Genomic DNA, 14,758 nt, shown 5'->3' on the forward strand with positions numbered 1-14,758 from the left:
CATAACGGACAGGAGTCGCGGTTTGCGAGACCAGGAGACCTTCCTTCCCTACGAGGACGACGAGCTCGACGCCACCACCGGCGAGTTCGAGCTGTCGGAGCGGCAGGCGCTGCGGCGGGTCCCCGGCCTCTCCACCGAGCTCAGCGACATCACCGAGGTCGAATACCGCCAGCTCCGGCTGGAGCGGGTCGTCCTCGTGGGCGTCTGGACCGAGGGGACCCAGGCCGACGCCGACAACAGCCTCACCGAGCTGGCGGCGCTGGCCGAGACGGCCGGCTCGCAGGTGCTCGAGGGGCTGATCCAGCGGCGCAACCGGCCGGACCCGGCCACGTACATCGGTCGGGGCAAGGTCGACGACCTGAGCGCCGTGGTGCTCGCCACCGGCGCCGACACGGTCATCTGCGACGGTGAGCTGTCCCCGTCGCAGCTGCGCAACCTGGAGCAGCGCACCAAGGTCAAGGTGGTCGACCGCACCGCCCTGATCCTCGACATCTTCGCCCAGCACGCCAAGAGCCGCGAGGGCAAGGCGCAGGTCGAGCTGGCCCAGCTCGAATACCTGCTCCCGCGACTGCGCGGTTGGGGTGAGACCCTCTCCCGGCAGACCGGTGGTAGCGGCCGTGGCGGTGGCGCCGGCGGCGGCGTGGGCCTGCGCGGTCCCGGTGAGACCAAGCTGGAGACCGACCGGCGCCGGATCCGGCACCGCATCGCGCGGCTGCGCCGCGAGATCAAGAGCATGACGACGGTACGCCAGACCAAGCGTGCCCGCCGCACCCGCAACGCGGTGCCCGCGGTGGCCATCGCCGGCTACACCAACGCCGGCAAGTCCAGCCTGCTCAACCGCCTCACCGGGGCGGGCGTGCTGGTGGAGAACGCGCTGTTCGCCACCCTGGACCCGACCACCCGCCGGGCCACCGCCTCCGACGGCCGGCTCTACACCCTCTCCGACACGGTCGGGTTCGTCCGGCACCTGCCGCACCAGATCGTCGAGGCGTTCCGCTCGACGCTGGAGGAGGTCGCCGACGCCGACCTGGTGGTGCACGTGGTCGACGGCACCCACCCGGACCCGGAGGAGCAGGTCCGGGCGGTCCGCGAGGTGCTCGCCGAGGTGGGCGCCGACCGGCTGCCCGAGCTGCTGGTGGTCAACAAGATCGATGCCGCCGACGAGGAGACGCTGCTGCGGCTCAAGCGGCTCTGGCCCGAGGCCGTCCTCGTCTCCGCCCACAGCGGGCGCGGGATCGACGGGCTGCGCGAGGCCGTCGAGCAGCGGCTTCCGCGGCCGGCCGTCGAGGTCCGGGCGGTGCTCCCGTACGACCGGGGCGACCTGGTGGCCCGGGTGCACCGGCAGGGCGAGGTGCTGAGCACCGCGCACCTGCCCGAGGGCACGCTGCTGCACGTCCGGGTGGGCCAGGCGCTGGCCGCCGAGCTCGTGCCGTACCGGGCGGGAGACCGGCTCACCAGCGAGGAGCGGGTGGGCGCCGGGCGGTGAGCCGTCCGGCGTCACCCGCCGGAAACGTGGGTCGTGCGACACTTGGCGCCATGCGGCACGCTGTCTCCTCGGTCACGATCGCGCTGAGCCTCGTCGGCGCGGTCGTGGCGCCGGCCGGGCTCGCCCTGGCGGCTCCCGCCACGGCCCCCGTGCTGGCCGCGGCTCCCAAGAAGAAGTGCACCGTCGACGACAAGCGACTCCGGGAGCTGTCCGGCTTCATCGCCACCAGCACCGGCTACGTCGTGATCAACGACGGCACCGATGACCCGAGCCGGAAGCGCGTCTTCTACCTCGACGCCAAGTGCAACATCTCGAAGGACCCGGTCCGCTACTCGGGTGACGGACCCGCCGACACCGAGGACCTGGCCGTCGGGCCGGACAAGAAGACGCTCTTCATCGCCGACACCGGCGACAACGTCGAGTCCAAGACCCGGCGTGAGCGGGTCGCGGTCTGGACCATGCCGCTCAACGGGTCCAAGCAGCCGGTGCTGCACCGGCTCACCTACCCGGGCAAGGAGCCGCACGACGCCGAGGCGCTGCTCGTCGGCGACGACAACCTGCCGCTGGTCATCACCAAGGAGCTGTCCGGCAAGTCGGAGATCTTCACGCCGACGGCCAAGCTGAAGACCACTGCCGACACCGAGCCGATCCCGATGAAGAAGGTCGGCGAGGTCACGCTCCCCGAGACCAACACCGAGAACAAACTTGGCAAGACGGGCCGGCTGCTGGTCACCGGCGCGGCCCGGTCGCCCGACGGTGCCAAGGTGGTGCTGCGCACCTACGCCGACGCCTTCGAGTTCGACGTGACCGGCGGCAACATCGTCGGCGCGCTGACCACCGGCAAGCCCCGGGTCACCCCCCTCGCCGACCCGTTCGGCGAGGCCATCTCCTACACGCCGGACGGCAAGTCCTTCGTCACCGTCTCCGACGGTGGCCTCCTGGACGCCACGGACCCGATCGACATCCTCAGCTACACCCCGGCCGCCACCGGGGTCGAGGCGCTGCCCAACGCCGGCAAGACCGTCACCAAGCCGGCCGCGCAGAAGTCCTGGATCGAGGGGCTCAGCCTCGACGAGATCACGTACCTCATCGCGGCGGTCGGCGTGCTCGGCGCGCTCATGGTCGGCGCGGGCATCTTCGGCATCCTGCGGGCCCGGCGCAAGCCGGCGCCGCCCGCCGAGCCGACCGACGAGCGCGGCGACGGGTTCCCGGCCAACCCCGGCTACCCGCCGGGCGACCGGCCCGACGCCCCGCCGCGCGGTGGGGTCTACGGCGGCGGTGGCGGCCCGGGCGGGGTCTACGGCGGAGCACCGGCGAACGGCGGGCGCCCGGGCGGCGGGGTCTACGGCGGGGGCCGTCCGCAGGGCGGCGGCCGCGGTGGCGCGGTCTACGGCGGCGGCCCGCAGGGCGGTGGCGGCTCCCAGGGTGGCGGCCGCCCGCCGGGTGGCGGCGTCTACGGCGGCGGCGCCCCGGGCGGTGGCGGCTACGGCGGTGGCCGGCCGGCCGGCGGCGGAGGCTACGGCCCGGGCCGGGCCGAACCGCCGCGCCGCGAGCCCGACCGCCGGGACCCGCGCGACGGCCGCTACGGCGGCGGGGGTCAGCAGTACGGCCAGGTCTCCGGCGGCGGCCGGGAATTCCGGGGCGACCGCTACTGAGCGCATGAGAAAGGGGTGACCGCCGGGACCGGCGGTCACCCCTTTCCTGTCGTCTCAGATGCGGCGGAGCACGGCGACCACGCGACCCATGATGGTGGCGTCGTCACCGGGGATCGGGTCGAAGGCCGGGTTCTGCGGCATGAGCCAGACGTGCCCGTCACGCCGCCGGTAGGTCTTCACGGTCGCCTCGCCGTCGAGCATGGCCGCCACGATGTCGCCGACCTCGGCGGTCGGCTGCTGCCGGACCACCACCCAGTCGCCGTCGCAGATCGCCGCGTCGAGCATCGAGTCGCCCTTGACCTGGAGCATGAAGACCTCGCCCTCACCGACCAGCTCGCGGGGGAGGGGGAAGATGTCCTCCACCGCCTGCTCGGCGAGGATCGGGCCACCGGCGGCGATCCGGCCCAGCATCGGCACGTAGGCGGGGGCGGGGCGCTGGGCGCGGGCGGCCTCGTCGTCGACGTCGCCCGGGGCCCGCACGTCCACGGCGCGGGGCCGGTTGGGGTCGCGGCGCAGGAAGCCCTTCTTCTCCAGCTCCTTGAGCTGGTAGGCGACGCTCGACGGGGAGACCAGGCCGACGGCCTCGCCGATCTCGCGCACGCTCGGCGGGTAGCCGTGGCGCTCCACCCAGGTGCGGATGAACTCCAGGATCCGGCGCTGCCGGGCCGTGAGGTCGACCGTCGTCGGGTCCGGGAAGCTGCTGACCACCGGGGTGACCGCACGCACGGCGGGCTGGGCCGCCCGGCTGCGCGCGGTGCGGGGTCGACGGGTCGCCGGCGGACCCGCCCCGTCGATCGGCTGCGGGTTCTTCTGCCGGCTGGCCCGGTCCTCGGTCACGTCCGTCCTCCCTGGTCGGCGCTGGGTGCCTCGTCGGCTCGTGGTGCGTGCTCAGGTGGTGCTGGCGACCGGTCCGCCGCGATCCGCCGCGCCCGGTCGTTGTTGACCGTATAGGTGAGATCGGCCATTTTCAAACATCTGTACGACCTGTTGTCGGCGTGTCGCCCCGAAATCCTGGATTTCCGAACGCCTGTTCTGATAAATGGTACGTCGCTCTCGAACGAATGTTCTATCCCGGCGTCCCGTGACCCCGGCGGCCGCCGGCCGTTGGGTTCCTCGGTACGCCGGGGACGGGGTGGGACGGGGGCGTGATTCTGGCGACTCGCCGGACACGCCGCTCAACTTGACCTCGCTAGTGCGACGGCATACGGTCGACCCCTAGATGTTGTGGTTACATGGGCGTAAGTCGCCTACAGGTTGGGTCCGGTTACCGACCGCACTCCCGTACCGCCGACCCGGCGGCGGCCATCGAGAGATGGTGCCGCCGCGGTGAGGCGTGCCCGGAGGCGGCCGGCGGGCCGCGGTCGATGAAGGAGGTCAGGCGATGCGGTGTCCGTACTGCCGGCACGCCGACTCCCGGGTGGTCGACTCGCGGGAGGCCGACGACGGTCAGCTCATCCGGCGGCGGCGGTCCTGCCCGGAGTGCGGCAAGCGGTTCACCACCGTCGAGGAGGCGGTGCTCGCGGTGGTCAAGCGCAGCGGGGTGACCGAGCCGTTCAGCCGCATCAAGATCATCGGCGGGGTGCGCAAGGCGTGCCAGGGCCGGCCGGTCGACGACGACTCCATCGCGCTGCTCGCGCAGAAGGTCGAGGAGACCGTCCGGGCCAAGGGGGCCGCCGAGATCCCCAGCCACGAGGTCGGGCTGGCCATCCTCGGGCCGCTGCGCGACCTCGACGAGGTCGCCTACCTGCGGTTCGCCAGCGTCTACCGCTCCTTCGACTCGCTCGCCGACTTCGAGCGCGAGATCGAGACGCTGCGGGAGGCCGCACGCGCCCGGGAGGGCGCCGGGGCGGTCGGGGCCGCCGGCGCGACCAGTTGAGTTCCTACGGGTTTCTGACAGTTTGACGACGCGCGGTGGGTGACCGCGCTGACGAGGGGGGCGAGGGCGTGACGACCAGCAAGTCACGGAACAAGGCCGGGGCCGGGCTGAAGATCGAGCGCGTCTGGACGACCGAGGGGGTGCATCCCTACGACGAGGTCACCTGGGAGCGCCGCGACGTCGTGATGACGAACTGGCGGGACGGCTCGATCAACTTCGAGCAGCGCGGGGTGGAGTTCCCCGAGTCCTGGTCGGTCAACGCGGCCAACATCGTGACCACCAAGTACTTCCGGGGAGCGGTGGGGACCCCGGAGCGGGAGTGGTCGCTCAAGCAGCTGATCGACCGGGTGGTCGGCACCTACCGCACGGCCGGTGAGGAGTACGGCTACTTCGCCACCCCGGCCGACGCCGAGGTGTTCGCGCACGAGCTGACCTGGATGCTGCTGCACCAGGTGTTCAGCTTCAACTCGCCGGTCTGGTTCAACGTCGGCACGCCGTCGCCGCAGCAGGTCAGCGCCTGCTTCATCCTGGCCGTCGACGACTCGATGGACTCCATCCTCGACTGGTACAAGGAGGAGGGGCTGATCTTCAAGGGCGGCTCCGGCTCCGGCGTCAACCTGTCCCGGATCCGCTCCTCCCGCGAGCTGCTGTCCTCCGGCGGCAACGCCTCCGGCCCGGTCAGCTTCATGCGCGGCGCGGACGCCTCCGCCGGCACCATCAAGTCCGGTGGCGCCACCCGGCGGGCGGCCAAGATGGTCATCCTCGACGTGGACCACCCGGACATCCAGGAGTTCGTGGTCACCAAGGCGCGCGAGGAGGACAAGATCCGCGCGCTGCGGGACGCCGGCTTCGACATGGACCTGGGCGGCGCCGACATCGTCAGCGTGCAGTACCAGAACGCCAACAACTCGGTCCGGGTCTCCGACGAGTTCATGACCGCGGTGGAGAACGGCGGCGGCTTCGACCTGCGCGGCCGGCTCGACGGCCAGGTCATCGAGACGATCGACGCCAAGAAGCTGTTCCGCGGCATCTCCCAGGCGGCCTGGGAGTGCGCCGACCCCGGCCTGCAGTACGACGACACCATCAACGACTGGCACACCTGCCCGGAGACCGGGCGGATCACCGCGTCGAACCCGTGCTCGGAATACCTGCACCTGGACAACTCCTCGTGCAACCTGGCCTCGCTGAACCTCATGAAGTTCATGCGCGCCGACGGCGGCTTCGAGGTGGAGAAGTTCGTCAAGTCGGTCGAGTTCGTCATCACCGCGATGGACATCTCGATCTGCTTCGCCGACTTCCCGACCGAGAAGATCGGTGAGACCAGCCGCGCCTACCGGCAGCTCGGCATCGGCTACGCCAACCTCGGCGCGCTGCTGATGGCCTCCGGCCTGCCGTACGACTCGGAGCAGGGCCGGGAGGTCGCCGCGGCGATCACCTCGCTGATGACCGGCACCGCCTACCGCCGCTCGGCCGAGCTGGCCGGCGTCGTCGGCCCGTACGACGGCTACGCCCGCAACGCCGAGCCGCACAAGCGGGTCATGCGCAAGCACGCCGCCGCCAACGACGCCATCAAGCCGACCGGCACGGTGGCCACCGCCGTCCAGCGCGAGGCCACCAGGCAGTGGACGCTCGGCAACAAGATCGGTGACAAGAACGGCTGGCGCAACTCGCAGGCCAGCGTCCTCGCGCCGACCGGCACCATCGGCTTCATGATGGACTGCGACACGACCGGCGTGGAGCCGGACCTGGCGCTGGTCAAGTTCAAGAAGCTGGTCGGCGGCGGCTCGATGCAGATCGTCAACCAGACCGTGCCGCGCGCCCTGCGCAGCCTCGGCTACCCCGAGGAGCAGGTCGAGGCGATCGTCGAGCACATCGCCGACCACGGCCACGTGGTGGACGCCCCCGGCCTCAAGCCGGAGCACTACCCGGTCTTCGACTGCGCCATGGGCGAGCGGTCCATCGCGCCGATGGGTCACGTGCGGATGATGGCGGCGATCCAGCCGTTCGTCTCCGGCGCGATCTCCAAGACGGTCAACATGCCCGAGCAGGCCACCGTCGAGGACGTCGAAAAGATCTACTTCGAGGGCTGGAAGCTCGGCCTCAAGGCGCTGGCGATCTACCGGGACAACTGCAAGGTCGGCCAGCCGCTCTCGGTGGCCAAGTCCAACAAGACCGCCACCGAGACCCAGGCCCCGGCCGCCGAGGTCGAGAAGGTCGTGGAGAAGGTCGTCGAGTACCGGCCGGTGCGCAAGCGGCTGCCGAAGAAGCGCCCGTCGGAGACCATCTCGTTCTCGGTCGGCGGCGCGGAGGGCTACCTCACCGCCTCGTCCTACCCGGACGACGGCCTCGGCGAGGTCTTCCTCAAGATGTCGAAGCAGGGCTCGACCCTGGCCGGCGTGATGGACGCCTTCTCGGTGGCCATCTCCATCGGTCTCCAGTACGGCGTCCCGCTGGAGACGTACGTCAGCAAGTTCACCAACATGCGCTTCGAGCCGGCCGGCATGACCGACGACCCGGACGTGCGGATGGCGGCCTCGGTGATGGACTACATCTTCCGTCGCCTGGCCCTGGACTTCCTGCCGTACGAGCGCCGCGCGGAGCTGGGCATCTTCACGGCCAAGGAGCGGGCCGCCCAGCTCGCGGCCGAGGCGGAGGCGGAGGCGAGCGGTGCGGACCTCACCGCGATGGCCGCCTCCGCCCCGGTCGAAGCGCCCGAGCCGAAGATCGCCCCGGTGGCCCAGCCGGCGCAGGAGGTGGCCGAGGTGGCCGCCGTCAAGCCGGCGCCGTCGGTGGGCTCCAGCACCGAGCTGCTGGAGGCCGTGATCGGCAAGGCCGCGGACGCGCCGCTCTGCTTCACCTGCGGCACGAAGATGCGGCCGGCCGGCAGCTGCTACGTCTGCGAGGGCTGCGGCTCCACCAGCGGCTGCAGCTGACGCACGACCGCTCGCGAGCGCGGCAGGGATTCCCTGCCGCGCTCGCGGCGTCTCACCGACGGGACGAAGCTCACGTCGCCCGTCGGGGCGTCCCGCTGGGATGCTCGGGTCATGACCACTGCGGACCGCTACGCCACCTTCGCCGCCCGGGAGGCGCGCGGGGTGTCGCCCGCGTACGAGCGGCTGTCGGAGGCGGTCGCCCGCGACGACGAGCTGCTGGCCCGGCTCGACACCCTGCCGCCGGCCAAGCGCCAGCCGAATCTGCTCTTCGCGGTGGTCCGGCTGCTCGGCGGCCCGGTCACGGATCCGGCCGCCTTCCGCGGGTACGCGCTGGCGAACTGGCCGGCCGTCGAGGCGGAGATGCGGGTCCGGGCCACGCAGACGAACGAGCCGGGCCGGTGTGCCGTACTCCTGCCGGTGCTGGCGTCGCTGCCCCAGCCGCTCGCCCTGCTGGAGGTCGGCGCCTCCGCGGGCCTGAATCTCTACCTCGACCGGTACGCGTACCGCTACGGCGACCGCCGGCTCGGCACCGGTGAGCCGGTCCTCGACTGCGCGATCGGCGGGACGGCGCCGCCGGCCCGCCGGCCCGAGGTGGTGTGGCGGGCCGGCCTGGACCTCAACCCGCTCGACGTGACCGACCCGGCCGACGTGGCATGGCTGGACGCGCTCATCTGGCCGGAGCACGGGCACCGCCGGGCGCGGTTGCGGGCCGCGGCGGCCGTCGCCGCGGCCGAGCCGCCACGGCTGGTGCGGGGCGACCTGGTGGACGACCTGCCGGCGCTGGCCGCGCAGGCGCCGCCGGACGCGACCCTGGTGGTCTTCCACACCTCGGTGCTGTACCAGGTGCCGCCGCCCCGGCGGGAGGCGTTCGCCGAGGTCGTGCGCGGGCTGCCCGGGCACTGGATCGCCAACGAGGACCCCGACGTGCTGCGGTATCCCGCGCTGCCCGAGCAACCGCCCGGCGGTTTCCACAACGTGCTGGCGCTGGACGGGACGCCGCTGGCCTGGACCCGGGGCCACGGCCAGGGCGTCACCTGGTTCGGTGGCCGGCCCCGCTGAGTCGTTGCGAACGTCAGCTCGACAGGCGTGGGCGGACGCACGCGCCGGTCGGTCGCCTGCTGCTCGGCGCCTACGAACGTGATGTCGTAGGTGAATCACCCCGCGCCGCCGGGGGTCCGGCCGGAGTGAGTCACCCACGTCATCATGTTTGTAGCGGTTGAGGGGAGAGGCCATGGTGAGGCTGCCGGTCGTCGACGAGTTCGCCGAAGAGCTCGCGGTGCTCGGTTGGGTCACCGACCTGCTGGTCGCGGGATCGCTCGCGACCGGTGACTACCTCCCCGCGGTCAGCGACCTCGACCTGGTCGCCCTGACCGACGGCCGGGTCGACGGCGCCCGGCAGGCCACCCTGTCCGCCGTGCACCGCCGGCTCGACGCGGGCGCGGGCGCGGGCCTGCACCTGGGCTGCGTCTACGTCGACACCGCCACCATCCCCGACGTCCACCTGCGGCATCCGACGTGGACCCACGGCCAACTCGTCCAGCGGATCCTGTCCGGCATCAACCGGGCCGAGCTGGCCCGGCACGGGTACGCCGTCTTCGGCCGCCCACCCGGCGAGGTGTTCCCGCCGGCCAGCGACGACGACGTGCGGGCCGCCGCCCGCGCCGAACTAATCGGCTACTGGGCCTGGGCCGCGCGGCGCCCGTGGCTGTGGCTGGATCCCGCCCTCGCCGACCTGGGCCTCACCTCGATGGCCCGCGGCCGGCACGCGCTCCACCACGGCGACCTGCTCACCAAGACCGCGGCGATCGAGGCGGCCCACGCCCCGGCCTGGCTGATCGGTCAGCTAGCGGCCCGGCGCAGGGGAGAGCGGGTCACCTCGCCCCGGCTCCGCACGGCCCTGATCGCCTGGCGAGACGCCCGCCGCACAGTCCGCCGGGCTCACCGTGCGGCGATCTGACGCTGCGTCGATCATGACGTTATCGCCCCGACACGCCGCGGCGGCGGGCGACAACGTCATGATCAACGGGCGGGGGGACCTCGGTGACCGAGGCCAGGCGGGCGGTGAGGAAGGCGCGTTCTGCCTCGTTGTCGACCAGGGCCAGCGCCGCCCGGTAGGCGTCCGCCGCCTCGGCATCGCGGTCCAGGCGGCGGAGCAGGTCGGCGCGGATCGCCGGCAGGTAGTGGTAGCCGGCCAGGTGGGGGTCGGCGGCCACGGTGTCGACCTCCGCGAGGGCCGCGGCCGGGCCGTCGACCATGGACACCGCCACCGCCCGGTTCAGCGCCACCACCGGCGACGACCAGCGCTTGAGCAGCTCGTCGTAGAGGCGGACGACCTGGGGCCAGTCGGTGGCGGCGTAACTGGGAGCGACCGCGTGCAGCGAGGCGACGGCGGCCTGGAGGGCGTAGCGGCCCACCCGGCCGGTGCGGAACGCGCCCAGGACGAGGTGGTTGCCCTCGGCGATGGCCGCCCGGTCCCAGGCCGAGCGGTCCTGGTCCTCCAGCCGCAGCAGCCGCCCGGAACCGTCGGTGCGGGTGGCCCGGCGGGCGTCGGTGAGCAGCAGCAGGGCCAACAGGCCACGGACCTCCGGCTCGTCGGGCATCAGGGCGAGCAGCATCCGGGTCAGGTGCACCGCCCGGTCGACCAGGTCGGCGCGGACCAGGTCGGCCCCGGTCGGCGCGGTGTGCCCGGTGGTGAAGAGCAGGTGGATCACGGTCAGCACCGCGTCGAGCCGTTCGGGCAGCTCGGCGGCCCCCGGCACCCGGTACGGGATCCGGGCGGCGGCGATCTTCTTCTTGGCCCGGGTCACCCGGGCCGCCATGGTCGTCTCGGTGACCAGGAACGCGCGGGCGATGTCACCGGTGGCCACCCCGCAGACCAGGCGCAGGGTCAGCGCCACCTGGGCCTCCCGGGCGAGCGCCGGGTGGCAGCAGGTGAAGACCAGCCGCAGCCGGTCGTCGGGGACGGCGTCCGCGCCGGGCTCCTCCGCCATCTCGGCCTCCGCCGGCTCGACGAGCAGGGGCATCTTCGACCGGAACACCTTCTCCCGGCGCAGCACGTCGAGCGCCTTGCGCTTCGCCGTGGCGGTCAGCCAGGCGCCCGGCTTGTCGGGTACGCCGTCCCGCGCCCACGCGGCCAGCGCGGCCAGGTAGGCGTCCTGCACGCACTCCTCGGCCACGTCGAGGTCGCCGGCGACGCGCGCCGTCGCGGCGAGCACGAAGGCCCACTCGCGACGGTGCGCGTCCGCCACCGCGCGTTCGGCGGCGACCGTTGCGGCGTCGCTCACTCGGCCGGCGGCTGGAAGAGCGGCCGGACCTCGACGCCGCCGTCGATGGTCGCCGGGTTCAGCTTGGCGATCTTCAGGGCCACGTCCAGGTCGGGCGCCTCCAGGATGAAGAACCCGGCGACGACCTCCTTGGCCTCGATGAACGGGCCGTCGGTGACCACGTCGCCGCGGATCGCCGTGGCGGTGGTGCTCGGCTGGAGCGCGAACCCCGTGAGGATCTGCCCGCCCAGCTCGGTGACGTGGTCGCCGTACCGCTCCAGCAGGGCCACGTAGTCCGGGGTCAGGTCCATCGGGTCGGCCGGCGCGGGCGAGTAGACGAGGACTGCGTACTGGGCCATGGGTCTCTCCTTGAGGTTGTCGTTTCCCTCTTCCGCCTCACCGACGGACGGGCGCGGCCGGAATCGACAGCGGCCCGGGAAAAATCCTGCCTCTTTTCAGGACGTCGCGAAGTCCCGCATCCGGCGCAGCGGCGAAAAGACCACGAACAGCGCCGCGCTCCACATGCCGAGCACGCAGACCAGCAGCGCCGGGCGCAGCCCGAGCCGGGTGCCGAGGGCGCCGCCGAGCAGGGCGCCGAGCGGGATCGCGCCGTAGCAGATCCAGAGGAACGCGGCGTTGACCCGGCCGAGCAGCCGGGCCGGGGTGACCCGCTGCCGGTAGGACATGGCGGCCACGTTGAACAGCACCGCGTTCGCCGCGAACGCGGCCGTGCCGATCGCGTAGAGCAGGGCGCCCCAGCCCGGCCGGGCCAGCGGCATGAGCAGGTAGAGCGGCCCCGGCACGGCCATCGACACCCAGATGGTCCGGGCGCCGCCGAGCAGCGCGGTCACCCGCCCGGCCAGCACGCCCGCCAGCAGCCCGCCCACCGAACCCAGGCTGAACAGCAGCCCGATGGTGGCCGGCCCGGCGTGCAGCACCCGCAGCAGGTAGGGCACCTCGATGGCCCGGGTGGCCATGACGAAGAAGTTCGAGGTGGCGGTGCAGGCGAGCACCAGGGCGAGGATCCGCTGCCGGCGGATGAAGCCGAGCCCCTCGGTCAGCGCCGCCCGGACCGGCACCCGTCCCCGGGCGCGGGGCGCCGGGCGGTGCCGCACCAGCAGCAGCGTGACCGCGCTGGCCAGGAAGCTGGCCGCGTCGGCGACGAAGGTCCGGGCCGCGCCGAGCAACCCGACGAGCACGCCGCCCGCGCTCGGCCCCGCCAGGTGGGCCAGGTTCTCGCTCACCTCCAGGCGCGCGTTGGCCGAGGTCAACTGCTCCGGCGCGACGAGCGCGGGCAGCAGGCTCCGGTACGCCACCGTGAACGCCACGGTCAGCACGCCGGCGAGCCCGACCACCGCGTACAGGAAGGCCAGCGTGAGATGGCCGACCAGGGCGACCACCGGCACCGACAGCAGCAGTGCCGCCCGGCCCAGGTCGCACGCGACCATCAGCCGGCGCTGGTCGACCCGGTCGGCCAGCATCCCGGCCGGCAGCGAGAAGATCAGGTACGGCAGCCAGGCCAGGACGGTGAGCAGGGAGATCTGGAAGACGGTGGCGTCGAGCACGTCCGCGGCGAGCAGCGGCACCGCCACCCCGGAGACCCGGGTGCCCACCTCGCTGACCGTCTGGCCGCTCCACAGCAGCAGGAAGTTCCGGCTCCGCCACAGCGAGCTGCGGGTTCCGGTCGTCGGGTGTGTCAGTTGCTGGGTCACCGCTCGGGCCTGTCCGTCGAGGTCGCGGATGTGCGCCGGCACGGTATCCCGCCGGCCCGCCGGCCCGCCGCCGGGCGCGGCCTTTTCCGGCCCTGGCCGGCGGCCACGGCGGCGGTGCCAGCGCGGAGGCGTTCCCCGGGCGGGGCGGGCGGACGCGGAGCCGGCCGGCGACTAGGGTCGGCTTTCATGATCGAACCGACCTGGCTCACCGAGACGCGCGCCGCCTACGACACGGTCGCTGTGGACTATGCGCGGCTGATCCCCGAGGTGGTGGAGGGCCCGCTCGACCGGGGGATGCTGGCCGCGTTCGCCGAGCTGGTCGGCCCCGGCCGCCCGGTGCTGGAGGCGGGCTGCGGGACCGGCCGGGTCACCGCCCACCTCCGCGCCCTCGGGCTCGACATCTCCGGGGTCGACCTCTCCCCGGGCATGGTGGAGGTGGCCCGCCGGAACTATCCGGAGCTGCGCTTCGAGGTCGGCTCGATGACCGCGCTGGCCACCCCCGACGCGGCGGTGGCCGGCCTCGTCGCCTGGTACTCGATCATCCACCTGCCGCCGGACCTGCTGCCCGGGGTGTTCGCCGAGTTCCACCGGGTGCTCGCCCCGGGCGGCCACCTGCTGGTCGCCGTGAAGGCCGGCGACCAGCGGATCCGGCTGGAGCAGGCGTACGGCCACACGGTCTCCTACGACGTGTACTGGCTGCCGGCGGACCGGCTCGCCGAGCAGCTCACGGCCGCCGGGTTCACCGTGCACGCCACGCTGCTCCGCGAGGCGGAGGAACTCGACCGGGGGCCGCAGGCGTTCCTGCTCGCCCGGAGGGCCGACGGGTGACCGTCGCGCTCTTCACCCTCGGCGGCACGATCGCCATGGCCGGCACACGAGCGCAGGGAGTGGTCAGCCGGCTCACCGGCGCCGACCTCACGGCCGCCGTGCCCGGGCTCGCCGACATCCCGCTCGACGTGCGGGACGTCGAGGCGGTGCCCAGCGCCGCGCTGGCGTACGGGCAGATCCTGGACCTGGTGGACGCGGCCGGTGCGGCGGTCGCCGACGGCGCGACCGGCGTGGTGGTGACCCAGGGCACCGACACCCTGGAGGAGACCGCGTTCCTGGCCGACCTGGTCTGGCCGCACCCGGCGCCGCTGGTGTTCACCGGCGCGATGCGCAACCCCACCCTGGCCGGCCCGGACGGCCCGGCCAACCTGCTCGCCGCCGCCCGGGTAGCCGCCGCGCCGGCCGCACGGGACCTCGGGGTGCTGGTGGCGTTCAACGACGAGATCCACGCCGCCCGCTTCGCCCGCAAGACCCACAGCACCAGCACGGCCACCTTCGCCTCGCCGAACGCCGGGCCGCTCGGGCACGTCATCGAGGGCGAGGTACGCCTGCTGACCCGCCCGCCCCGGCACGCCCCGCTGCCGGCGGTGGACCGCGACCGGCTGGCCGCCACCCGGGTGGCGCTGCACACCGTCACCCTCGACGACGACCCGGCGCTGCTCGACGCGCTCGCCCCGGGCCTGGACGGACTGGTGGTGGCCGGCTTCGGGGTGGGGCATGTGCCGCCGGACCTCGCCCCGGCGCTGGGCGAGCTGGCGGCGCGGATGCCGGTGGTGCTCGCCTCCCGGACCGGGGCCGGTTCGGTGCTGCGGAGCACCTACGGCGCGGTCGGCTCGGAGACCGACCTGCGGCGGCGCGGGCTGGTCTGCGGCGGGCTGCTCGACCCGTACAAGGCCAAGGTGCTGCTGCGGCTGCTGCTGGCCGGGGGCGCGGACCGGGCGGCGGTCGCCGAGGCGTTCACCCGGCACGGCTGAGCCGGCGCCTCGGGGCGGCTCCGTAGACTCG

General features: G+C 73.3%; 12 protein-coding genes. 8 read left to right on the forward strand and 4 right to left on the reverse strand.

What is annotated here, in order from left to right:
• Positions 1 to 22: 22 nt before the first annotated feature.
• Complete coding sequence (gene hflX / locus ACQP12_RS08015; RefSeq protein ID WP_433286265.1) at positions 23 to 1,486, forward strand: GTPase HflX; 1,464 nt, start codon at positions 23 to 25, stop codon at positions 1,484 to 1,486.
• A 50-nt stretch (positions 1,487 to 1,536) separates the two neighbouring features.
• A complete protein-coding gene (locus ACQP12_RS08020; RefSeq protein ID WP_433286267.1) occupies positions 1,537 to 3,141 on the forward strand; it encodes a hypothetical protein in 1,605 nt (534 codons plus the stop codon).
• 54 nt (positions 3,142 to 3,195) lie between these two features.
• Here ACQP12_RS08020 and lexA read toward each other — a convergent pair whose 3' ends face one another.
• Positions 3,196 to 3,978 carry a transcriptional repressor LexA gene (gene lexA, locus ACQP12_RS08025; protein WP_433286269.1) on the reverse strand — a complete coding sequence of 261 codons (783 nt, stop codon included), beginning with the start codon at positions 3,976 to 3,978 and terminating at the stop codon, positions 3,196 to 3,198.
• 544 nt (positions 3,979 to 4,522) lie between these two features.
• On the opposite strand from lexA, the gene nrdR reads away from it, so the two are divergent.
• The 4 genes from nrdR to ACQP12_RS08045 all read left to right on the forward strand — a co-directional run bounded on the left by nrdR (position 4,523) and on the right by ACQP12_RS08045 (position 9,907).
• Positions 4,523 to 5,017 (forward strand): transcriptional regulator NrdR, encoded by a 495-nt coding sequence (gene nrdR, locus ACQP12_RS08030; RefSeq protein ID WP_357942151.1) that lies wholly within the window; start codon positions 4,523 to 4,525, stop codon positions 5,015 to 5,017.
• 35 nt (positions 5,018 to 5,052) lie between these two features.
• The gene (locus ACQP12_RS08035) at positions 5,053 to 7,950 is read left to right on the forward strand and encodes a vitamin B12-dependent ribonucleotide reductase (protein ID WP_357942153.1); all 2,898 of its coding nucleotides are present in this window, start codon (positions 5,053 to 5,055) and stop codon (positions 7,948 to 7,950) included.
• A gap of 111 nt (positions 7,951 to 8,061) precedes the next feature.
• Positions 8,062 to 9,009 carry a DUF2332 domain-containing protein gene (locus ACQP12_RS08040; protein ID WP_433286272.1) on the forward strand — a complete coding sequence of 316 codons (948 nt, stop codon included), beginning with the start codon at positions 8,062 to 8,064 and terminating at the stop codon, positions 9,007 to 9,009.
• A gap of 172 nt (positions 9,010 to 9,181) precedes the next feature.
• On the forward strand, positions 9,182 to 9,907 hold the full coding sequence (locus ACQP12_RS08045; RefSeq protein ID WP_433286274.1) for a nucleotidyltransferase domain-containing protein: 726 nt from the start codon (positions 9,182 to 9,184) through the stop codon (positions 9,905 to 9,907).
• 19 nt (positions 9,908 to 9,926) lie between these two features.
• On the opposite strand, the gene ACQP12_RS08050 is transcribed toward ACQP12_RS08045, so the two are convergent.
• The 3 genes from ACQP12_RS08050 to ACQP12_RS08060 form a co-directional block, all read right to left on the reverse strand.
• Positions 9,927 to 11,198, reverse strand: coding sequence for an RNA polymerase sigma factor (locus ACQP12_RS08050; protein ID WP_433289172.1), 1,272 nt, complete (start codon positions 11,196 to 11,198; stop codon positions 9,927 to 9,929).
• 32 nt (positions 11,199 to 11,230) lie between these two features.
• Positions 11,231 to 11,572: a YciI family protein gene (locus ACQP12_RS08055; RefSeq protein ID WP_433286276.1), complete on the reverse strand. Its 342-nt coding sequence runs from the start codon at positions 11,570 to 11,572 to the stop codon at positions 11,231 to 11,233.
• A 96-nt stretch (positions 11,573 to 11,668) separates the two neighbouring features.
• Entirely contained in the window at positions 11,669 to 12,925 is a 1,257-nt protein-coding gene (locus ACQP12_RS08060) for an MFS transporter (protein WP_433286278.1), read from the reverse strand.
• 186 nt (positions 12,926 to 13,111) lie between these two features.
• Here ACQP12_RS08060 and ACQP12_RS08065 point away from each other — a divergent pair, with 186 nt between their 5' ends.
• Both ACQP12_RS08065 and ACQP12_RS08070 read left to right on the forward strand, forming a co-directional pair.
• On the forward strand, positions 13,112 to 13,753 hold the full coding sequence (locus ACQP12_RS08065) for a class I SAM-dependent DNA methyltransferase (RefSeq protein ID WP_433286280.1): 642 nt from the start codon (positions 13,112 to 13,114) through the stop codon (positions 13,751 to 13,753).
• On the forward strand, positions 13,750 to 14,727 hold the full coding sequence (locus ACQP12_RS08070) for an asparaginase (protein ID WP_433286282.1): 978 nt from the start codon (positions 13,750 to 13,752) through the stop codon (positions 14,725 to 14,727). The genes ACQP12_RS08065 and ACQP12_RS08070 overlap by 4 nt, the downstream gene beginning before the upstream one ends.
• The last annotated feature ends 31 nt before the right edge of the window (positions 14,728 to 14,758 follow it).

This window comes from Micromonospora sp. CA-244673, assembly GCF_050948395.1.
Lineage (GTDB): Bacteria > Actinomycetota > Actinomycetes > Mycobacteriales > Micromonosporaceae > Micromonospora.

Bases quoted from the DNA above. Each gene is read 5' to 3' on its own strand.
- ACQP12_RS08055 (WP_433286276.1), bottom strand. From the start codon at position 11,572: ATGGCCCAGTACGCAGTCCTCGTCTACTCGCCCGCGCCGGCCGACCCG.
- ACQP12_RS08040 (WP_433286272.1), top strand. From the start codon at position 8,062: ATGACCACTGCGGACCGCTACGCCACCTTCGCCGCCCGGGAGGCGCGC.
- ACQP12_RS08065 (WP_433286280.1), top strand. From the start codon at position 13,112: ATGATCGAACCGACCTGGCTCACCGAGACGCGCGCCGCCTACGACACG.
- nrdR (WP_357942151.1), top strand. From the start codon at position 4,523: ATGCGGTGTCCGTACTGCCGGCACGCCGACTCCCGGGTGGTCGACTCG.
- ACQP12_RS08045 (WP_433286274.1), top strand. From the start codon at position 9,182: ATGGTGAGGCTGCCGGTCGTCGACGAGTTCGCCGAAGAGCTCGCGGTG.
- ACQP12_RS08020 (WP_433286267.1), top strand. From the start codon at position 1,537: ATGCGGCACGCTGTCTCCTCGGTCACGATCGCGCTGAGCCTCGTCGGC.